This window comes from Inquilinus limosus DSM 16000 (assembly GCF_000423185.1).
Taxonomy (GTDB): Bacteria; Pseudomonadota; Alphaproteobacteria; order DSM-16000; family Inquilinaceae; genus Inquilinus; species Inquilinus limosus.
In genome coordinates, this window is the sequence record NZ_AUHM01000024.1 from 21,048 (window position 1) to 41,363 (window position 20,316).

A 20,316-nucleotide genomic window follows, 5' to 3' on the forward strand; every position below is an offset into this window, starting at 1 on the left:
GTCATGGCGACATCGATCAAGCATCCCTCGAAGCTCCGCCTCGGCCATGCCGCGCTGCTGGCCATGCTGATGGCGGTCGCACCGACACAGGCGCAGGAGGGTGACGGACCGGAACGCTTCGATACGCCCGAAGCGGCCAATGCGGCGCTGGTCCAGGCGCTGGAGGCGAAGGACGTCAACGGGCTGCTGCGCATCCTCGGTACGCGCTATCGCGACGACCTCCTGCCGGACGATGCCGCCGATGCCGCGGAAGGGCTGGAGGAGGTGGCCGCGGCGGCCAAGGCCGGGGTGAAGCTGGAGGGCGAGGGCGATCAGCGGACCATCGAAATGGGGACCGCGGGCTGGACCTTCCCGATCCAGATCGTCCGCGAGGCGGATGGCTGGCGCTTCGACACCGAGGACGGGCTGGACGAGATCCTGGCCCGCCGCATCGGCGGCAACGAGCTGAACGCGATCGAGGTGATGCGCGCCTACGGGCCGGCGCAGATGGCCTATGCCTCGAAGGACCGTGACGGCGACGGCGTGCTGGAATACGCGCAGAAGTTGGTCAGCTCGCCGGGCCGGCAGGACGGGCTCTACTGGCCGGACGCAACCGACGCCGATCCCAGCCCGTTCGGACCGCTGGTGGCCGAGGACAGGCGCTATTTCGAGACCCGAGAGCCCGGCGATCCCTATCACGGCTACTACTTCCGGATCCTGACCCGGCAGGAGGACGGCGTGCCGGGTGGCCGCTACGACTACATCATCAACGGCAACATGATCGCCGGTTTCGCCATGATTGCGGTGCCGGCCGACTATGGCGACACCGGCCGGACGAGCTTCCTGGTCAGCCATCACGGCCAGATCCTGGAAAAGGACCTGGGCGACCGCACCGAGGTCTTGGCCGCAGCCATCCAATCCTTTGCCGTCGATGACAGCTGGGACGAGCTGACGCCCTAGAACGGATCAGCACGCGATCGGGCCGCAGGATGAGCCAGCGCTCCGAGTTTGATGCACAGATCGCAGATGCCAGTGCCCCGCACCGGCTGATGGAATGCCATGAATGCGGGCTGCGACACGCCGTGCCGGTGCTGCCGGACGGCACAGCGGCCCGCTGCGTGCGCTGCGGCGCCACTCTGCACCGGTTCCGCGCCAGCTCGCTGGACCACGCCTTCGCCTGGACCTGCGCCGGGCTGGTGCTGCTGCTGATGGCCAACCACCTGCCCTTCATCTCGCTGGAGATCTCCGGCCGGGTGCAGACCGCCAGCCTCCTGACCGGCATCTTCGCCCTCTATCACCAGGGGCTGTGGGAGCTGGCGGCGGTGGTGGCGCTGACCATGTTCGTCGCCCCCGCCCTGCGGCTCGGCACGCTGGCCCTGGTGCTGGGCGGCCTGCGCCTCAGGCGGCCGCCGCGCTGGCTGCCGCGGCTCTATCGCTGGGCCGACCTGCTCGGCCCCTGGGCGATGGTCGAGGTCTACATGCTCGGCGTCTTCGTCGCCTATGTGAAGCTGGTCGACCTCGCCACGGTCGTGGTCGGGCCCGGCCTCTATTCGGTCGGCGGGCTCATGCTGGCGATCATCGCCGCCGGCACCAGCCTCGACAGCGAGACGGTGTGGCGGGAGTTCGAGCGCCGCGGCCTGGTGCCGGCGCCGCCGCCGATCGATCCGCGCCAGCCGACATGCCTGTGCCATGGCTGCGGCCTGGTCTCCAACCTGCCGCCCGGCGGCCATGGTGACTGCCCGCGCTGCGGCGCTGCGCTGCATCGCCGGCGGCCGGAGAGCCTGAACCGCACCTGGGCGCTGGTGGTGACCGCGATCATTCTCTACATCCCGGCCAACCTGTTCCCGGTGATGACCGTGATCTCGCTGGGCAGCGGGACCCCGGACACGATCATGAGCGGGGTGATCGAGCTAGTCGACGCCGGGATGTGGCCGCTGGCGCTGCTGGTGTTCTTCGCTTCCTTCACCGTGCCGGTGCTGAAGCTGGCCGGGCTGATCTACCTCCTGATCTCGACCGAGCGCGGTGCGACACGGCAGCTGCGCAACCGCACCGTGATCTACCGCATCGTCGAGGCGGTCGGCCGCTGGTCGATGATCGACATCTTCATGCTCTCGATCCTGGTGGCGCTGGTCCAACTCGGCGCGTTGGCGACGATCGAGCCCGGGATCGGAGCCGTGTCCTTCGCGGCGGTGGTGATCACCACCATGATCGCGGCGATGACCTTCGATCCGCGCCTGATGTGGGACGCGGCGGGAGAGAACCCATGACCGAGGTCCAAGCCTTTCGCGACACGACCGTGCCGTTGCCGCCTCCGGCGCCTGCGCCGCGCATTGATCGCCGCCGGCGGTTCTCGCCGATCTGGTTGGTGCCGATCGTGGCGGCGCTGGTCGGGGTCTATCTCGCCTGGATCACCTTCTCCGAGAAGGGGCCGACCATCACCATCAGCTTCCAGACCGCGGACGGGCTCGAAGCCGGCAAGACCCTGATCAAGCACAAGGAGGTGGTGTTCGGCACGGTCAGGACCATCACCCTGACCGAGGATCTGAGCCATGTCGAGGTCACCGCCGAGATGACACGCGAGGCGGCGCCGCATCTGCGCGAAGGCACCCGCTTCTGGGTGGTGCGGCCACGGCTCTCCATCACCGGCAGCGTATCCGGCCTGGGGACGATCCTCTCGGGCGCCTATATCGAGCTGGACCCCGGCCCGGGCGCCAGCGAACGGCACTTCACCGGGCTGGAGGAGCCGCCGGTGGTGCGGGCGGGCGTGCCGGGCACGTCCTATGTGCTGAAGGCCAACCGGATCGGCTCGATCGGGCCCGGCTCACCGGTTTTCTTCCGCGACGTCCAGGTCGGCGAGGTCACGGGCTTCGATTCCTCCGACCTCGAAGCCGGCGTTACCATCCATGCCTTTGTGCGGGCGCCCTACGACCGATATGTCCATGATGGTACCCGGTTCTGGAACGCTTCCGGGATCTCGATCGACACCGGCACGCAAGGCTTCAAGATCCAGCTGGAATCGCTCGCGGCCGTGCTGGCCGGCGGCATCGCCTTCGACACCCCGGCCACCGCCCGCGCCGGCGAGCCGGCGAAGATGGACACCGTCTTCACCCTGTACCAGGACGCGACCGCCAGCCAAGAGTCGGACTATACCATCCGCCTGCCCTACCTCGTGTATTTCGACGGATCGGTCCGGGGGCTCGAGCCCGGCGCCCCGGTGGAATGGCGCGGTATCAAGGTCGGCCAGGTGCTTGATATCCGGCTCGAATACGACGTCGCGACCGACGCTCTGCGCATCCCGGTGGTGATCGAGCTGGAGCCGCAGCGGATAACATTGATCGGCATGAAGCAGGGCTTCGGCAGCGGCGAGTACATGCCCGAGCTGGTTCGCCGTGGATTGCGGGCGCAGCTCCGTACGGCCAGCCTCCTGACCGGCCAACTGATGGTCTCGCTCGACTTCATGCCGGACGCGCCAGCGGCGACCCTGGGCACGGGTGACCGCTATCCGGTGCTCCCCAGCGTGCCGGGCGAGTTCGCCGCCGCGGTGAAGTCGATCAACGGCATTCTCGAGAAGGTCTCCGCCCTGCCGCTCGACCAGGTGGTGCAGCAGGCGGATGCGACGCTCAAGTCTTTCGAAACCCTGGCTTCCTCGCCGGAGATCACGGAGTCGCTGCGCTCGCTCGCCGGCGCCCTGTCCTCGGCTCAGCGGCTGCTGGGCCAGGCCAACAGCGATCTCGGCCCGGTGATGCAGAAGCTGCCGGCGGTGCTGGACACGGCGCAGCAGGCGGTGCGGCGGCTCAGCGGCACGCTCGGCTCGATCAACCAGGGCTATGGCGCGGACTCGACCTTCAAGCGCGACCTGACCCGGCTGATGAGCCAGGTCGACGACACGCTGCGATCGGTCCGCGTGCTCACCGACTATCTCGAACAGCATCCCGAGGCGCTGATTCGGGGCAAGACCGGGGGGCTGCTCGATTGATCCTTTGCGCTATGTCAAAATCCTCACCATTCGTCTCGCCTACACTTCGACAGGAGCGGACCGACAATCCCATCGATGGAGGGACGAATGCGCAGGCTCGCCGTCTTCACCGCTGTCACGACCACGCTGATGGCCGCGACATCCGCCCTGGCCCAGCAGGGGACCGGCTTCTACGTTGGCGCCAGTGCCGGCATCAACCTTCTCCAGGATAACAACCTCAACATCGACAACTACGATGTCGGCCCGGCGGGCAACATCTATGGCGGCTATGATTGGGGCAGCCTGCGCGCCGACTTCGAGGCGAGCATCCGGGAGAACAGCCACGACGGCGACAACCATCAGACGACCATCGGCCTGATGGTGAACGGCTATTACGATTTCGAGTTCGGCTCGCCCTTCGTGCCCTATATCGGCGGCGGCATCGGGCTGGGCATCATCAGCGCCGACTTCCGCGGCAGTGGCGACAGGTTCTTCCAGTCGACCCAGACGGCCTTCGCCTATCAGGGCATCGCCGGCGTCGGGTACAACTTCAGCCCGGCCTTGGCAGCCACTCTCGAATACCGCTATCTCGGCACCACCGGGCCGACCTTCAAGGACAAGGGAGAGCGCATCACTTCCGACAGCAACAACAACCACAGCTTCCTGCTCGGCGTGCGCTACACCTTCGTTCCCCCGCCACCGCCGCCGCCCGAGGTCACGCAGGTCACCCAGGCCCGCAGCTACCTCGTGTTCTTCGATTTCGACAGCTCGCAGCTGACGCCGGAAGCCAGGCAGATCGTAGCCTCGGCCGCTACGGACGCGCTTCAGGGCATGACCACGCAGATCAATGTCACCGGGCACACCGATCGCTCGGGTTCGGATCGGTACAACCAGGCCCTGTCGGTCCGGCGTGGTGAGGCCGTACGCCGCGAACTCGTGGCCGACGGCGTGGCTGACAGCCTGATCACCGTCCGCGGCGTCGGCGAGGCCGACCCGCTGGTGCCGACGGCCGACGGCGTCCGCGAGCCGCAGAACCGCCGGGTCGAGATCGTTCTGAACTGAGACGGAAGCGAGGCCGCCGCGACAGGGGGGATCCGCGCGGAGGGTGATTCCGACACGCTCGCCTTCAACCGCTAGCGGTAGCCGGCCGGCTGGTGGACGACCTCCCCGGCTGTTCGCCCTGCCCAACCCGCTAGCCGAGGTCGGGCGGGGCGGAGAGCCGAGGAAAAATCCAATACCGCTGTCGATCGCCCTGGCGAACCCAACCGGCCATCCCTCTACGCCGAGGTCACCGGTCGCATCGTGAATGAACTGACGGGAGAGCCGTGCACCTTCGGGCTTGCTCCGCAACGCTGGTTCGGGGCGCCGCGACTCGCCTTGCTGCGACGGCGGCGAAGTCGGAACTCAGCCGTGCTTGGAACACCGCTCACACTGGTTGCGGGTGATTTGGACCAAGTGATTGATTTTGCTGAGCTCGCCATCGGAGCTCCAAAGCAAAAACCCAGCAACTCGTTGCGAGTGCTGGGGTTTTTGGGGTCGGAATTGGTTGCGGGGACACGCAACGAAGTACGACCAAAGACGCCGGCGCACGCGCATCGCCCCTCCTAGCCCAGCGCACAGTCGAGTTACAGACGAATCGACACGCCCGATCCGGCGGTGGCCCGGCTCGATCCTCTGCCGGCGAGCTGAGGTGCCCAGGCATCAGGTATCGCAACGGCGACAACGCTCGGCGGCTCCGTCGTCAAGCTTGGAACAGCACCGTCATCGACGGGTCCAGAGCGAGTCAAGCTCCAAGCCTGCCGCCCTTCCCTGTCGCCTCAGGTCCTTTCGGGAAAGTCGAGCGGACGAGCTCCCATGCCACTTCAAGGTGGCGCTTCATGGCTTGTTCGGCCGCATCCGGATCCCTGCCGACGATCGCGTCGAAAATGGCTGCGTGACCGGCGAAGTTCAGCCGATCCACGTCAGTGGCCCGCGGCATCTGACACCAATGCCGCATCAGCCATTCCACATAGGCCTTGTGCAGTACCGGATAGATAGGATTGCGGGGGATCCGGTACAGCACCGCATGGAAGGCGACATCGGTCTCATAGAAGGTCTCGCTGTCGCCGATCGCCGCGCGGTTCCGTTCGAGAGCCGCTCCCAACTCTTCAATATCCTGCTTTCTCGCGTCCCGAGCGGCGACACGGGCGAGTGCGCCTTCGATGAAGATGCGCGTCTCGAACAGGTTGCGCACGCCCGCTTCGTCACCAAGCAGATGCCTGACGAACTGGCCAATCGTGTCGAGGGCGCGATCATAGTCCGGCTTCCGAACGACCGGGCGGAAGCCGGGGCGGGTGTGCAGCAGGCCGCGGTTGGCAAGGCTCGCGATCGCTTCACGCACCACGGTCCGGCTAACCCCATAACGCTGCATCAGGTCGCGCTCGGGCGGAAGGCGGTCGCCCTCCTCGAATTCGCCGGCTGCTATCAGCGCGGCGAGTTGCTCGGCGAGCGTATCCGAAGCGCGGCCGAGACGCCCACGCACCACCTCCGGTCCGGTCAGCACGCTGTTCACGAAAGACACTTTTTGAAGACCATCACTGTCTTGGTTTGGTCTGATCCAAATCCATGCTGATGTCAATTTGGTTCGACCAAATGGGACCGCGGAGCGATGAATTCTCTCAGGAAGGCACGCTAGCTTGACAATTTCCCTTCACTCGGGCTTGCTTTGGTTCATCCAAACAGGAGCAGTCGGTCGGATTGCCCTGAAACAATGAACCGGTACCGTCTGCTCGGCGGCTCGACCTGCCGATGGCGTGATTCCGGCGGCCTCGGAGACGGCGTGCGGACATCCCGCCGCCACAAGGGAGGAAACGAGATGAAAAGACGAATTTTCCTGGCTCTCCTCGCCGGCGCGGCGCCGGTGGCGTTCGGTCTCGGCCCGGTGCTCGCGCAGGATCTGCCCAAGCTCGCGGCCAAGGAGAAATACAAGGTCGGCTTTGCCCAGACGGAGAGCAACAATCCCTGGCGGATTGCGCAGACAGAAAGCATGAAATCCGAGGCAGCGAAGCTCGGCCATCAACTCGTCTATACGGATGCCGCCGGGTCGGCCGCCAAGCAGGTCGCGGACGTGAACAGCATGATCGCGCAGGGCGTCGACCTGATCTTCCTCGCGCCGCGCGAGGAGAAGCCTCTGATCCCGGCGGTAATGGCCGCCAAGCGGGCGGGCATCCCGGTCATCCTCCTTGACCGCAGCGTCGATCCGTCTCTGGCTCAGCCCGGCCGCGACTACCTCACCTTCATCGGCTCGGATTTCGTCGAGGAAGGACGTCGCGCTGCCGAGGCGCTGGACAAGGCGACGAACGGCCAGGCCCAGATCATCCAGCTCGAGGGAACCGTCGGTTCCTCTCCGGCCAACGACCGGCGGAAGGGCTTCGAGGACTACATCAAGGACCGGCCGGGCATGAAGATCATCGCCTCGCAATCCGGCGACTTCGCGCGCGACAAGGGCCGCCAGGTGGCGGAGACGCTGCTGCAGGCCCATCCGGATGCGACTGCCATCTACGCGCATAATGACGAGATGGCGATCGGCGCGATCGCAGCGCTCGAAGCCGCCGGCAAGACGCCGGGCAAGGACGTGCTGATCGTGTCGGTCGACGGCACGCGCGACGCGCTGCAGGCGATCATCGACGGCAAGATGCTGGCGACGGTCGAATGCAACCCGAAATTCGGGCCGAAGGCCTTCGAGGTCATGATGCGCTATGCCAAGGGCGAGGCCATCCCGCCGAAAGTGATCAACGAGGACCGCTTCTTCGACAAGACGAACGCCGCTCAGTTCATCGCGGAAGCATACTGACCTCAGCAAGAAGGGACCGACGCTGGCTCGTAGATGGCGACAGTCCCACGGGCCGGCGAGTGGCCAGAAGGCGGCAGATCGAGATGACGATGCCCCCGACCGAGCAGTCCGCTGTCTCAGCAGAGCCGTTGCTCGCCATGCGCGGCATCGACAAGCGTTTCGCCGGCATCGCCGCGCTGACCGGCGCCTCGCTCGAGGTCGGCCGGGGCGAGGTGCACGCCCTGATCGGACAGAACGGCGCCGGAAAGTCGACACTGATCAAGGTGCTCACCGGCTATTACAGGCGGGACGATGGCGAGATCCTGTTCGAGGGAGCGCCGGTCGATTTCGCTTCGCCCCAGGCCGCTCAGGCAGCCGGGATCAGCACCATCTATCAGGAGATCAATCTCGTCCCGTATCGCTCCGTGACCGAGAACATCTGCCTCGGCCGCGAGCAGCGGCGCTTCGGCCTGCTCGATTGGCCCGCGATGTACCGGGAGGCGGAGGCGCTGCTGGCACGCTTCAAGGTCGATGTCGACGTGCGCCGCCCTTTGATGTCCTGCAACACCGCCACACAGCAGATGGTCGCGATCGCTCGCGCCATCGGCTTCGACGCCCGCCTCGTCGTCATGGACGAGCCGACCTCGTCGCTCGACGACCAGGAGGTCGCGACCCTGTTCGAGGTCATCCGCCAACTGAAACGCGAGAACGTGTCCGTGATCTTCGTCAGCCACAAGCTGGACGAGCTCTATGCGGTCTGCGACCGGGTGACGGTGATGCGCGACGGCCAGACAGTGCGGACCGGACCGCTCTGCGACCTGAGCCGGCTGGCCCTCGTCACCACCATGTTGGGGCGCGAGATGGCCGAGGTGGCGCGCGAGGGCGCGACCGCCTTCGGCGCCGACACCGCGGCCGGGAAGGCAGGGGAGCGCCTGCTCACCGTCGAGCATCTGGCGGTGGGCCGGCGCGTCCGCGACGTGAGCTTCGACGTTCGCGCCGGGGAGATCGTGGGTCTCGCCGGCCTCCTCGGCTCCGGCCGGTCCGAAACGGCGCGGGTCGTCTTCGGCGTGGATCATGCCGATGCGGGCACGGTCACCGTCTCCGGGGCCGAGGGGCCAGTCGGAGAGCCGGCCGACGCGATCCGCGCCGGCATGGGCTTCTGCCCGGAGGACCGCAAGCTCGACGGCATCGTGCCGGCGATGTCCGTGCGCGAAAACCTCACCCTCGCCCTGATGCCGCATCTGTCGAGGGGCGGCGTTCTCGACGAGGCGCGCCAGCGCGAGATCGTGGACCGCTTCATCCGGCGGCTCGGGATCAAATGCGCGAGCCCCGAGCAGCCCATCCGCGAGCTCTCCGGCGGCAACCAGCAGAAGGTGCTGCTCGCCCGCTGGCTGTGCATGAATCCGAAGCTCCTGATCCTGGACGAGCCGACACGCGGCATCGATGTGGGCGCAAAGGCCGAGATCCAGGCCCTGATCCGCGAGCTCGCCGACGAGGGGCTCGGAGTGCTCATGATCTCGTCCGAGCTCGAGGAGGTGATCGAGGGGCCGGACCGCGCCTTCGTGCTGCGCGAAGGTCGGACCATCGCCGAGTTTGCCCATGGCGAGCTGTCGGAGCCGGCCGTGATGGCCGCCATGGCGCACGGACCGGCTGCGGAGGGCACGCCGTGAGCGAGGCCGCCGCCAGCACGAATCCGCCGGCGCGGCGCCTTGACCTCGCGGCGCTGCTGGCGCGCCACGGCGCCCTGATCGCCCTGCTCCTGCTCGTACTCGTCAACCTGGCGATCACGCCGAATTTCGCGACCTGGCAGACACTGAACGTCAACCTCACCCAGGTCTGCGCCATCGTCATCGTCGGCGTAGGCATGACGCTGGTCATCGCCACGGGCGGCATCGATCTTTCGGTCGGCTCGCTGATGGCCATCGCCGGCGCGCTGGCGCCGCTGATCTTCATGGGCAAGCTGGTTGCCCTGCCCCATCCCGTGGCGATCGCCCTCGCCTTCCTGGTCCCAGTCCTCGTCGCCGGCGCCTTCGGCTGGTTCAACGGCTGGCTGATCACCCGCTTCCGCATCCAGCCGATCATCGCCACCCTCGTCCTGTTCATCGCCGGCCGCGGCATCGCGCAGGTCATGACGAACGGCAACCTGCAGGTGTTCAAGGCGCCGGACTTCCAGTTCATCGGCCTCGGCCGCGTGTTCGGCATCCCATTCCAGGCAGTCCTGATGCTCGTCCTCGTCGTCGCCGCGGCCTGGGCCCTGCGGCGGACGGTGTTCGGCCGCGAGATCCTCGCCGTCGGCGGCAATGAGCGGGCCGCGCGGCTGGCCGGCATTCCCGCAGGGCGGGTGAAGCGGCGGGTCTACGCCATCAGCGGGCTCTGCGCCGGCGTCGCCGGCCTCATCGTCATCGCCATCAATTCGGCGAGTGACGCCAACCTGGTCGGCCTCGGCATGGAGCTCGACGCCATCGCCGCGGTCGCGGTCGGCGGCACGCTGCTGACCGGCGGGCGGGCGACGGTGCTGGGCACCCTGGTCGGAGCCCTGATCATCCAGCTCGTCCGCTACACCCTCCTCGCCAACGGCGTGCCGGACGCGGCGGCGCTCCTGGTCAAGGCAGGCCTGATCGTGCTGGCCGTCTGGCTGCAGAGGCAGAGAAGCAATGGCTGAGCTTGCCGTCCGCCGCCCGGCCCGGCGCTCGATCGTGCCGGCCGTCGGCCGTTACGGCGTGGTTCTCGCCCTCCTGGCGCTCATCCTGTTCGGCGCTTGGCGGTACGAGAGCTTCCTCGGCGCCTACAACGTGCTCACGGTGCTGCGCTACAACGCGATGTTCGCGCTCGTGGCGCTCGGCATGTGCTTCGTCGTCATGACCGGCGGCATCGACCTTTCGGTCGGCTCGACCGCGGCGCTCGGCAGCGTCGTGGCGGCGCTTCTGTCGCCCTATGGCCTCATGCCGGGCCTCCTGGGCGGGATCGGCGCCGGGCTCGCGGTCGGGCTGATCAATGCCTTGGTCATCACAGGGCTCAACATCCTGCCCTTCATCGCGACGCTCGCCACAATGCTCGGCGCAAGCGGGGCGGCGCTGCTGCTCGCCGGCAATCAGTCGGTGTCCGTGTCCTACGACACCAGCTTCATCGAGCTCGGCCAGGGCGACCTCTTCGGCTTCCCCATCCCGGCCTGGATCGCCCTCCTGGCCTATGCCGCCGGCACGGTCATCCTCAACTTCACCGCCCATGGCCGCTACGTGCTGGCCGTCGGCGGTGCCGAGGACGCGACGCGGCTGATGGGCCTGCCGGTACGGCGGGTGAAGCTGCTCGTCTATGCCGCGAGCGGGGCGCTCGCGGGGCTCGCCGGGGTCATCCTCGCGGCCCAGTTCGGCGCGGGCCAGCCGATCGAAGGCGTCGGCTGGGAGCTCTTCGCCATCGCCTCGGTGGTGGTGGGCGGGACGCTGCTGACGGGCGGCGTCGGCTCGGTCGGGGCGACGCTCGCGGGCGTGCTGCTGCTCGGCCTGATCTTCAACATCCTGAACTTCGAGAACGGCCTCGGCTGGATCAGCCTGTCCGCCTATTGGCAGTCGGTGATCCGGGGCGCGTTCCTGCTTCTCGTCGTCGTCATCCAGTCGCGCCTCGTCGCGCGAGGAGACGACGCGCTCTGACCCTCCTGCAGCAGGTAAGGACAACGCCATGGCCAAGCTCGCAGCGATCGAGCCCGGCTTCTACCGCATCCCGCTTCCGATGGTCCTCACCGACAGCACGCATGGCGAGATGCGCGCCTTCGAGCTCAACATCGTGCGCCTCCGCGACGCCGACGGAGCCGAAGGGGTCGGCTACACCTACACCGTGGGGCGGAACGGGGCCGCGATCGACGCCATCCTCGTGCGCGAAATGCCGGAGATCTTCTCGGGCGAGGAGGCAGACGACATCGAGCGGCTCTGGCAGAAAGCCTGGTGGGCGCTGCACTACGGCGGCCGCGGCGGGCCAACCGTCCTCGCCATCTCCGCCGTCGACATGGCGCTGTGGGACCTCAAGGCAAGGCGCGCCGGCCTGCCTCTCTGGAACCTGCTCGGCGGGTTCGATCCGAAGGTGCCGTGCTATGCCGGCGGCATTGATCTCGACCTGCCCCTCGACGACCTGCTGCGCCAGACCGACGACAATCTCGCCAAGGGCTTCCGCGCCATCAAGATGAAGGTCGGCCGCGAGCGCCTTGGCGACGACGTGGCGCGGGTGAAGGCGATGCGCGGGCATCTGGGGGACGAGTTCCCCTTGATGGTCGACGCCAACATGAAATGGACCGTGGACCAGGCGATCCGCGCCGCCCGGGCCCTGCAGCCCTATGACCTCACCTGGATCGAGGAGCCGACGATCCCGGACGATCCGGCCGGCCATGCCCGAATCGTGCGCGAAGGCGGTGTGCCCATCGCCGCAGGCGAGAATCTCCGCACTCTGTGGGAGTTCAAGCAATATATCGCTTCGGGCGCCGTGACCTATCCCGAGCCGGACGTGACCAACTGCGGCGGCATCACGCCCTTCATGAAGATCGCCCGGCTGGCCGAGGCCTTCAATCTTCCTGTCACGACGCATGGGGCGCACGACGTGACCGTACATCTGCTCGCCGCCTGCCCGAACCGCAGCTTCCTGGAAGCGCACGGCTTCGGGCTCGACCGCTATATCGCCGAGCCTTTGCGGATCGAGGAGGGCGTCGCCATCGCGCCGGACCGGCCGGGGCACGGGATCGAGTTCGACTGGGCGGGGCTGGACAGGCTCAGGGCCTGACCGACGGATGACAGAGCGTTTCGACTACATCGTCGTAGGGGGCGGCTCTTCCGGCTGCGTCGCCGCCGCCCGCCTCGTCCGGGAGGCCGGCGCCCGCGTGCTGCTGCTCGAGGCCGGCCATTCCCATCGGCATCCGCTGCTGGACATGCCGCCGGGCATCTTCAAGATGATCAACGGCAGCAAGTTCATGCGCTACCACCGCACGGTGCCACAGGACCATCTGAACGGCCGGGTCCATGACATCCCCCAGGCGAATGTGCTCGGGGGAGGCTCGTCGGTAAACGCCCAGGTTTATATGCGCGGCCGGCCCTCGGATTACGACGAGTGGCACGAGCTCCTGCGCGGCGACAACAGCTATCCAGGCTGGGCCTGGACGGATGTGCTGCCTCATTTCCGGGGCATGGAGGGCAACAACCGGCTCTATGATGAGCGGCACGGGGTGGACGGGCCGCTGCTGGTGTCGGACCCGGGCCACATCAACGACTTCTCGCGCTGGTTCGTGCAGAGCGTCCAAGCGCTCGGCGAACCCTTCAACCACGATTTCAACGGGCCCACCCAGCGAGGCGTCGGCTTCTATCAGTTCATGAACCGGCGCGGGAAGCGCAGCAGCGCGGCCTACGCATTCATCGCTCCGCTGGACGGCAACCCCAGGCTGACGGTCCGGCTGAACGCGCGGGTCCGCCGCATCGACATTGCGGCGGGCCGGGCCGTCGGGGTGACGTATCGGGACGCGGGCGGCCAAGAGCAGACGGTCTTCGCGGAGGCTGAGGTGATCGTCGCCGCCGGCGCGCTCGTCACGCCACAGCTGCTGATGCTGTCGGGCATCGGGCCGGCCGATCAGCTGCGGGGACACGGGATCGATTGCGTCATCGACCTGCCTGGGGTCGGCGAGAACCTGATCGACCACCCGGAGGTGCCGATCGTCGCCATGGCCAACGGGCCCCATGGCTACTACCGGCAGGGCGTCGGCTGGCGAATGCTGCTGAACGGCCTGCAATTCAAGCTGTTCGGCACCGGGCCGATCACGTCGGCGGGGGTGGAGGCCGGCGCCTTCGTGAACCCGAGCGACCCGGCGGCCGAGCCCACCATCCAGGCCTTCTGCGTGCCGATCGTCTATGTCGACCGGGACACGCTCGGCCTGGTCGAGGACACCTACGGGCTCACCGTCACCACCGTCGTGGTGAAGCCGCGGTCCCGCGGCTTCGTGAGGCTCGCCTCGGCGAACCCGGACGACATGCCTCTCGTCTCCCCCAACCTGCTGCAGGATCCAGCCGACGCCCGCGCCATGATCGACGGGCAGCGCTTCTTCCTGCGTGCGTTCGAGACGCGGCCGCTGTCGGACCACATCGAGCGGGTGGCCATTCCCGATCCCAAGGATCTCAGCGACAAGGCCATCATGGACCACTGCCGGCGGTTCGTGAAAACGAACTACCATCCGAGCGGGACCTGCCGGATGGGCCCGACCGGAGACCGGCTGGCGGTTCTCGATCCGCGGCTGCGCGTCCGCGGCGTCGAGGGCCTCCGCGTCTGCGATCTCTCGGCGATGCCGAACATCAATGCCGGCAACACCAACGCACCGGCGCTGATGATGGGAAGCCGATGCGCCGAATTCATCATAGGCCGCGCGCCAGGCGTACCAGAACGGACTGACCAGTCGGCCCCCGTACCGGGTCCAGAGGCCGCCGGCCCGACGATTTGATTTCGACGGACAAGCAGCCCTGCTGGCCGGCCCCGAGAGAATGCTCGCGCGACCAGTGCCAAGAAGGCAAAGCACGAAGGTCCGGCGGCTTTCGCCTGCGGGGGCTCAAATCAAACCTCGATCTCTATCGAGTTATAACAAAGTTGGTTGCGGGGCCCGCCACCAACTACGCTCACGCACGCTTGTGGCCGATCGAGCTGCCTCTGATGCACTTTTCCTATCGTCGGCCCCTAAGCAAGGCCGCCGACACCAGCGTCTATCAGGCCAGCACCATCCCGCCATCGACGACGATCGACTGGCCGGTGCCTCCTGGTTATCACGACCGGGTCACCTGTCTCCGCATTATTCAGACCAGAGCGCCGCTGGCGCGCGGACGCAAGCCGGCCGCCTTCGTCGTGCTCCTGGAATATCTCGGGGGACGGCCCGATCTCCTCAGGGGTCCTCGCGTCGTGCGGGCTTTTCGAGGAATCCGACCCGGCGGTCGACCCGACGATCCGATCGCGGATCGTCAATCGGATACCGCCGGCACCTTCATGCTCGAGGCCGGCGAAGTCTGATCAACGCTTCGTCGAAAGAGGGTGTATGAAGCGGTCTTGGTGTTCCGAGTGGATGCCGAGGTGCGAGCGGATGCGATGCCGGGCCGAGAGGTGGTTTGACGCGCGGGTCGCAGGAGGACGAGGACTCGTGGCAAGCAAAGGGATAACCCTGAAGGACGTCGCCGCCGCGGCGAACGTATCGCGTGCGACGGCCGCACGAGCGCTGAACAGCTACGGCTATGTCGACGATCAGACCGCGCTCCGCGTCCTCGAGGCCGCCGACAAGCTGGGCTATCGTGCCAACCGCGTCGCCCAGGCGTTGCGCAGCGGACAGCTGCCGATCGTCGGCTTCGTGGCCGGCGATATCCAGAATCCCTTCTTCGCGCGCATTGCCCATGACCTCGAGGCGGAGCTGCGCAAGCAGCGCCACAACCTCCTCATCGCCAGCAGCGAGGAGAATCCGGATCAGGAGAAGGAGCTTCTCGAAAGCCTGCACGCCCTGAGCCTCCGCGGCTTCTTCATTGCCCCCACCTCGGCGGCCGACAACCAGCACATCGTCGACCTCGCCCGCGAAGGGACCCCGATCGTCCTGATCGATCGCGTGGTCCAGGACGTGCGGTGCGACAGCGTCGTGGTCGACAACGAGGGCGGCGCCCGCGAAGCCGTCGACTACCTCGTCGCCAACGGGCATCGCCGCATCGGGCTGCTGCGGGACGATTCCCGCATCTTCACCGCGCAGGAGCGACTGGCCGGATACCGGAATTCCCTGCAGTCGCACGGCATCGACCTCGACGACTCTCTGATCGGCGTGTCGCGCTCTACCGTCGAGCATGCGATCGAGGCCACCATCCGCCTGTTCAGCCGGCGGAGCCGTCCGACCGCGCTGTTCACCGTGGACAGCCTCATGACGCAGGGCGCGCTGCTGGCCCTTCGCTCGATGGGCCTGTCGATCCCGCACGACGTGTCGCTGGTCGGCTTCGACGACTTCAACCTCGCCACCTTCACCGACCCGCAGATCACGGTCGTCGCACAGCCGATCGCCGAGATCGGGCCGCTTGCCGCCAGGCTACTGCTCGACCGGCTCGCCGGCAGGACAGTCGCGCCGCGACACAATCGCTTCCCGACGCGCCTTATCATCCGTGGCTCGGTGTCTTCCCCACGGAAGCGCTGAAGCGTCACCGGCTTGACCGGGCACGTACAAAGGGGGTTGTCAGCTTCCGAGATCCATGACTAACTCCACCGTGTGAGATCGATCTCATATCGTTCGTCCCGCTGTGAGATCGATCTCAGGACAAGATCGGATGGCGTCCCGACCCCGGAAGCTCCGGATCGGACGCTTCGCGCAGAGAGACGAGAAGGATCAGATGTTCAACTTCGACAAGGACCGCTTCGTCAGGATTCAGAGCGGCGCGGTCGCCATCGCCGGCGAGGCGCGGACGCTCCTCCGCCGGCTGCTTTCGGACGGGGTTGAGCGGCTCTATTTCATGGGCACCGGCGGGGTGCAGCTGCTGACCCTGCCCGCCATCGACCTGGCGCAGCGCCATTCCAACTTTCCGGTGTCCGCCGGGTATCCCGCCCAGGTCGTGCTCGATCCGCCGGCCGGGCTCGATCGCAAGGCGCTGGTGGTCATCCCGTCGCTGTCCGGCACCACGAAGGAAAGCGTCCAGCTCCTGTCCTTCCTGAAGCGGCGCGGCGTCCGTACCCTGTCCCTGACGGGTCATGCGGACACGCCGCTGGCGCAGGAGGCCGACCACACCTTCACGAATTTCGCGGAGGACGACACCTCCTCGGAATCCTTCTATTTGCAGACACTGCTGATCGTCCTGGCGCTGCTGGCCGAGCGCGGCGAATACGACGATTTCGACGGCGCCGCGGCGGAGTTGCAGCGCCTGCCCCGACTGCTGGTCGACGCGAAGGCAGCCTTCGAGGAGACGGCGGCCGGACTGGCCGCGACGATCAAGGACGAGACCTACCACATCTTCACCGGCGCCGGGTCGGTCTGGCCGGAAGCGCATTACTACGGGATGTGCATCCTGGAAGAAATGCAGTGGATCCGGACCCGGCCGGTACATGCGGCGGATTTCTTCCACGGCACGCTGGAGCTGGTCGAGCCCGGCGTCAGCGTCTTCGTGTTCAAGGGCGAGGACGCCCATCGCCCGCTGTCGGACCGGGTCGAGGCCTTCGCCCGGCGCTACACCGATCGCGTCCGGGTCCTCGACGCCGCTTCGGTCGATCTGCCGGGCATTTCCCCCCGGGTGCGCAGCCTGATCTCCCCGGTCCTGCTCGCGACCCTGCTCGAGCGCCTGAGCGCGCATCTGGAGGTGCTGCGGGACCATCCGCTGACGACGCGCCGCTACTACAAGCGCGTCGAATACTGACCAGTCAATCAGGGAGGCTCACAATGAAATATCCGCTGCACGCCGCCGCTGGGGCGCTGACCGCCGTATCCGCGCTGGCCCTGTCCGCCGGACAGGGATTCGCCGCCGGGAAGGAGGTGGTGGCCGACCCGGCTGCGAAGGTCGAATACAGCGGCACGCTGTCCGTCCTGACGAAGTTCGGGCTGCAGCAGCTGTCGCCGTATTTCATCAACCTGGCCAAGGAGTACGAGAGGCTCCATCCGGGCGTGACGGTCGAGCTGATCCAGGAGAGCGATGACAGCATCAAGGGCAAGACCAAGACGCTGGTGGCGTCGAACTCGCTTCCCGACATCTATTTCTCCTGGACCGGCAGCTGGGGCGGAAACTTCGTTCGCGGCCGGCGCGCCGTCGATCTCTCGGAGGTCATCGGCCCGGACACCGACTGGGGCAAGACCTTCGCCCCAGCGGCCATCAAGTCCTTCCAATACAATGGCAAGTACTACGGCATCCCGCTTTATCTCGATGCCAAGTTCATGGGCTACAACAAGCTGGTCTTCGCCAGGCTCGGCCTGGGCGTGCCCGCCAGCTTCGAGCAGCTGCTCGCGAGCTGCGACGCCATCCGCCAGTCCGGGATGACACCGATCTCGCTGGGCAACAAGGAGGCCTGGCCGGGGGTCCACTATGTGGGGCAGCTGCTCGCCTACAACGTGCCTCAGGCGACGCTGGAGCAGGACTTCGACCCGAGCACGGCGAAATACACCGACCCAGGCTATGTCGAGGCGCTGAAGCAGTTCGAGCAGCTGGCGGAACGCTGCACCGACAGGGCCGCGGTGAACGGCACCTCCTACGCCTCGGCCCTCCAGGCCTTCAGCAACGCCAAGTCGGCCATGTATTATCAGGAGATCATCGAGTTCGATCAGAGCGCGACGCCCGATTCCGCGCTGAAGGTCTCGGATTTCGGCTTCTTCCAGCTGCCGGTCCCCGCAGGCGCCAAGGGCGATCCAAAGGCGATCGAAGGCGCGCCGGAAGGCTACATGATCAACGCGGCGTCTAAGAACGTCCCGCTGGCGATCGACTTCATGAAGTTCGTGACCTCCCCGGAGAACGGCCGGATCCTCTCCGCGCCTCCCTATGGCCAGCCCAGCGCGACGATCGGCGGGGCGTCGGAAGGGACCATGAGCCCGGCGGTGGTCGAGGGCATGAAGCAGATCAACGCGGCGTCCTATCTGATGCCCTGGCTCGATACCGCCAACACCCCGCGCGTCGCCGCGGCCTGGCTGTCCAGCCTGCAGGCCCTCGCCGGCGGCACGATGACCCCAGACCAGGTCATGGACGCGGTGCGGCAGGCCGCTTCGGCGGGCCAATGACGCCGATGACGGCCGCAGGCCCGGACCGGATCGGAAGCGGCGCCGCCATCCGCGGCGCCGCGGGACGGCGGATGCCGCGGCACGGGCTGCGCGCCCGCCTGCGCGACCTCCTGTCGTTCCGCTGGGCGGCGGCCGCCCTGATCTTCATCGGCTGGTTCGTCTACTACCCGATCGTCGACAACTTCGTCGTCAGCACGACCGAAGAGGACATCTTCACCGGCGAGGTCACCCATGTCGGCCTGGCGAATTACGGCCGGCTGCTGCACGACCCGGTCGTCTGGACCTCGCTCTGGAACAACCTGCTCTACGCGGTGATCTCGGTCGTCTTCCAGGTCTTCGGCGCCTTCCTGCTGGCGGCGATCATCGAGGGCCTGAGGGAGGAACGCTGGCGCCGCTTCTGGCGGGCGATCTACTTCGTGCCCTCGGCGATCTCGATCACGGTGACCGGGCTGCTGTTCTACTTCATCTACCAGCCCGACATCGGACTGCTGGACGCGGCGCTGACCCATCTCGGCCTCGACCAGCTGGCCCGGCCCTGGCTGGGCGACGAGGGCACCGCGATCTACGCGATCATCGCCATGAGCCAGTGGCAGGGCTTCGGCTATTCGACGCTGCTGTTCGCCATTGCGATCCAGAAGATCCCGCGGGAGCTGTACGACGCCGCCATCATCGACGGCGCCGGGCCGCTGCGCCGCCTGTGGAACGTCACTTTCCCGCTGACCCGGGAGATGACCGGCCTGATGGTGATCGTGACCGTCACCGGGGCTTTCCAGGTCTTCAACGAAGTGATGGTCATGACCGCCGGCGGGCCCAACAACAGCAGCCAGGTCCTCGGCACCTGGCTGTATCAGCAGGGCTTCATCGAGAACAATTTCGGCTACGGCGCCGCGATCGCCGCCGTCATCTTCCTGGTGACGCTGGTGACCGGCGCCGCCCAGCTCTGGTACACGCGGCGCCGGAGGGTCCAGCTGTGACGATGGCGGCAACCCTCCCGCGCCGGCGCGAAGCGAATGTCTGGGCCGTCATCGGCAGGACCTTCCTGGTCGCCTTCCTGATCTGCCTCGGCGTGGTCGTGATCTATCCGCTGCTGTGGATGGCGCTGAACGGCTTCAAGAACAACGCCCAGATCTTCGGCGACCCGTTCGCCCTGCCGGATGGCTGGTCCTGGGAGAACTACGTCCAGGCCTGGAATCAGGGGGTGCGCGACTACGTCACCACCAGCGTCCTGGTGACCGTCGCCTCCGCCGTCTGCACCGTGCTGGTCAGCGCCTGGACGGCCTTCGGGCTGACCCGCACCCGAATGCCGGCGAAGCCCCTGGTCGTCGGCTTCGTCCTGGGCGGGCTGATGCTCAGCCCCACCGTCGCCGTCATCCCGCTGGTCCGGATGATGCAGGCGCTCGGCCTCCACAACACCGAATGGGCGCTGATCATCCTCTACACCGCATTCCGGATCCCGTTCACCACCTTCCTGATCCGCGCCTACATGCTGGACCTGCCGGGCGACCTGGACGAGGCGGCGACGATGGACGGCGCGAGCGAGGGGCAGAGATTCTGGCGCATCGCCCTGCCCCTGTGCCGGCCGATCATCGTGTCCTGCGTGATCCTGCACGTCCTGTTCGCCTGGAACGAGTACCTGTTCGCGATGATCTTCACGAGCGGGGCCGACGTGCAGACCCTGCCCGTCGGCCTGACCTCGATCATGGCGAAGCACGGGACCAATTACGCCGAAGTCTTCGCCGCGATGACGATCTCGGCCCTGCCGATCGTGATCGTCTTCTTCGCCGCCCAGCGCTACTTCATCCGTGGCCTGGCCGAAGGCATCGGCAAGTAGACATCCTCGAAGGGAGC

At 67.0% G+C, this 20,316-nt stretch carries 17 protein-coding genes; 16 read left to right on the top strand and 1 reads right to left on the bottom strand.

What is annotated here, in order from left to right; all coding sequences use genetic code 11:
• Positions 1-3: 3 nt before the first annotated feature.
• The 4 genes from G537_RS0120570 to G537_RS0120585 all read left to right on the top strand — a co-directional run bounded on the left by G537_RS0120570 (position 4) and on the right by G537_RS0120585 (position 4,996).
• Entirely contained in the window at positions 4-939 is a 936-nt protein-coding gene (locus G537_RS0120570; RefSeq protein WP_026871722.1) for a DUF2950 family protein, read from the top strand.
• A gap of 29 nt (positions 940-968) precedes the next feature.
• A complete protein-coding gene (locus G537_RS39000; protein ID WP_051248742.1) occupies positions 969-2,246 on the top strand; it encodes a paraquat-inducible protein A in 1,278 nt (425 codons plus the stop codon).
• The gene (locus G537_RS0120580; RefSeq protein WP_026871723.1) at positions 2,243-3,955 is read left to right on the top strand and encodes a PqiB family protein; all 1,713 of its coding nucleotides are present in this window, start codon (positions 2,243-2,245) and stop codon (positions 3,953-3,955) included. The genes G537_RS39000 and G537_RS0120580 overlap by 4 nt, the downstream gene beginning before the upstream one ends.
• A gap of 87 nt (positions 3,956-4,042) precedes the next feature.
• A complete protein-coding gene (locus G537_RS0120585) occupies positions 4,043-4,996 on the top strand; it encodes an OmpA family protein (RefSeq protein WP_051248744.1) in 954 nt (317 codons plus the stop codon).
• 721 nt (positions 4,997-5,717) lie between these two features.
• Here the strand turns inward: G537_RS0120585 and G537_RS0120590 are convergent.
• Positions 5,718-6,485, bottom strand: a complete 768-nt coding sequence (locus G537_RS0120590; RefSeq protein WP_211230446.1) for an FCD domain-containing protein — start codon at positions 6,483-6,485, stop codon at positions 5,718-5,720.
• Between the two features lie 303 nt (positions 6,486-6,788).
• On the opposite strand from G537_RS0120590, the gene G537_RS0120595 reads away from it, so the two are divergent.
• From G537_RS0120595 to G537_RS0120645, 12 genes are all read left to right on the top strand, one after another.
• Positions 6,789-7,766, top strand: a complete 978-nt coding sequence (locus tag G537_RS0120595; protein ID WP_026871726.1) for an ABC transporter substrate-binding protein — start codon at positions 6,789-6,791, stop codon at positions 7,764-7,766.
• An 89-nt stretch (positions 7,767-7,855) separates the two neighbouring features.
• A complete protein-coding gene (locus tag G537_RS0120600; protein WP_026871727.1) occupies positions 7,856-9,415 on the top strand; it encodes a sugar ABC transporter ATP-binding protein in 1,560 nt (519 codons plus the stop codon).
• Positions 9,412-10,407 carry an ABC transporter permease gene (locus tag G537_RS0120605; RefSeq protein WP_026871728.1) on the top strand — a complete coding sequence of 332 codons (996 nt, stop codon included), beginning with the start codon at positions 9,412-9,414 and terminating at the stop codon, positions 10,405-10,407. Before G537_RS0120600 ends, G537_RS0120605 begins: the two co-directional genes overlap by 4 nt.
• On the top strand, positions 10,400-11,392 hold the full coding sequence (locus G537_RS0120610) for an ABC transporter permease (protein ID WP_026871729.1): 993 nt from the start codon (positions 10,400-10,402) through the stop codon (positions 11,390-11,392). Before G537_RS0120605 ends, G537_RS0120610 begins: the two co-directional genes overlap by 8 nt.
• Before the next feature lie 28 nt (positions 11,393-11,420).
• Positions 11,421-12,509 carry a mandelate racemase/muconate lactonizing enzyme family protein gene (locus G537_RS0120615; RefSeq protein WP_026871730.1) on the top strand — a complete coding sequence of 363 codons (1,089 nt, stop codon included), beginning with the start codon at positions 11,421-11,423 and terminating at the stop codon, positions 12,507-12,509.
• 7 nt (positions 12,510-12,516) lie between these two features.
• Positions 12,517-14,208, top strand: a complete 1,692-nt coding sequence (locus G537_RS39005; protein WP_034852452.1) for a GMC family oxidoreductase — start codon at positions 12,517-12,519, stop codon at positions 14,206-14,208.
• 206 nt (positions 14,209-14,414) lie between these two features.
• On the top strand, positions 14,415-14,765 hold the full coding sequence (locus tag G537_RS43795) for a hypothetical protein (protein ID WP_155888693.1): 351 nt from the start codon (positions 14,415-14,417) through the stop codon (positions 14,763-14,765).
• 127 nt (positions 14,766-14,892) lie between these two features.
• The gene (locus G537_RS0120625; protein ID WP_026871731.1) at positions 14,893-15,915 is read left to right on the top strand and encodes a LacI family DNA-binding transcriptional regulator; all 1,023 of its coding nucleotides are present in this window, start codon (positions 14,893-14,895) and stop codon (positions 15,913-15,915) included.
• A gap of 193 nt (positions 15,916-16,108) precedes the next feature.
• On the top strand, positions 16,109-17,122 hold the full coding sequence (locus tag G537_RS0120630) for an SIS domain-containing protein (protein WP_026871732.1): 1,014 nt from the start codon (positions 16,109-16,111) through the stop codon (positions 17,120-17,122).
• Between the two features lie 23 nt (positions 17,123-17,145).
• Positions 17,146-18,468, top strand: coding sequence for an ABC transporter substrate-binding protein (locus tag G537_RS0120635; protein ID WP_026871733.1), 1,323 nt, complete (start codon positions 17,146-17,148; stop codon positions 18,466-18,468).
• 5 nt (positions 18,469-18,473) lie between these two features.
• Positions 18,474-19,442 carry a carbohydrate ABC transporter permease gene (locus tag G537_RS0120640; RefSeq protein WP_034852485.1) on the top strand — a complete coding sequence of 323 codons (969 nt, stop codon included), beginning with the start codon at positions 18,474-18,476 and terminating at the stop codon, positions 19,440-19,442.
• A gap of 2 nt (positions 19,443-19,444) precedes the next feature.
• Positions 19,445-20,299, top strand: coding sequence for a carbohydrate ABC transporter permease (locus G537_RS0120645; RefSeq protein WP_051248746.1), 855 nt, complete (start codon positions 19,445-19,447; stop codon positions 20,297-20,299).
• Positions 20,300-20,316: the final 17 nt, after the last annotated feature.

Bases quoted from the DNA above. Each gene is read 5' to 3' on its own strand.
- G537_RS0120570 (WP_026871722.1), top strand. From the start codon at position 4: ATGGCGACATCGATCAAGCATCCCTCGAAGCTCCGCCTCGGCCATGCC.
- G537_RS39000 (WP_051248742.1), top strand. From the start codon at position 969: ATGAGCCAGCGCTCCGAGTTTGATGCACAGATCGCAGATGCCAGTGCC.
- G537_RS0120580 (WP_026871723.1), top strand. From the start codon at position 2,243: ATGACCGAGGTCCAAGCCTTTCGCGACACGACCGTGCCGTTGCCGCCT.
- G537_RS0120585 (WP_051248744.1), top strand. From the start codon at position 4,043: ATGCGCAGGCTCGCCGTCTTCACCGCTGTCACGACCACGCTGATGGCC.
- G537_RS0120595 (WP_026871726.1), top strand. From the start codon at position 6,789: ATGAAAAGACGAATTTTCCTGGCTCTCCTCGCCGGCGCGGCGCCGGTG.
- G537_RS0120600 (WP_026871727.1), top strand. From the start codon at position 7,856: ATGCCCCCGACCGAGCAGTCCGCTGTCTCAGCAGAGCCGTTGCTCGCC.
- G537_RS0120610 (WP_026871729.1), top strand. From the start codon at position 10,400: ATGGCTGAGCTTGCCGTCCGCCGCCCGGCCCGGCGCTCGATCGTGCCG.
- G537_RS0120615 (WP_026871730.1), top strand. From the start codon at position 11,421: ATGGCCAAGCTCGCAGCGATCGAGCCCGGCTTCTACCGCATCCCGCTT.
- G537_RS39005 (WP_034852452.1), top strand. From the start codon at position 12,517: ATGACAGAGCGTTTCGACTACATCGTCGTAGGGGGCGGCTCTTCCGGC.
- G537_RS43795 (WP_155888693.1), top strand. From the start codon at position 14,415: ATGCACTTTTCCTATCGTCGGCCCCTAAGCAAGGCCGCCGACACCAGC.
- G537_RS0120630 (WP_026871732.1), top strand. From the start codon at position 16,109: ATGTTCAACTTCGACAAGGACCGCTTCGTCAGGATTCAGAGCGGCGCG.
- G537_RS0120635 (WP_026871733.1), top strand. From the start codon at position 17,146: ATGAAATATCCGCTGCACGCCGCCGCTGGGGCGCTGACCGCCGTATCC.
- G537_RS0120640 (WP_034852485.1), top strand. From the start codon at position 18,474: ATGACGGCCGCAGGCCCGGACCGGATCGGAAGCGGCGCCGCCATCCGC.
- G537_RS0120645 (WP_051248746.1), top strand. From the start codon at position 19,445: ATGGCGGCAACCCTCCCGCGCCGGCGCGAAGCGAATGTCTGGGCCGTC.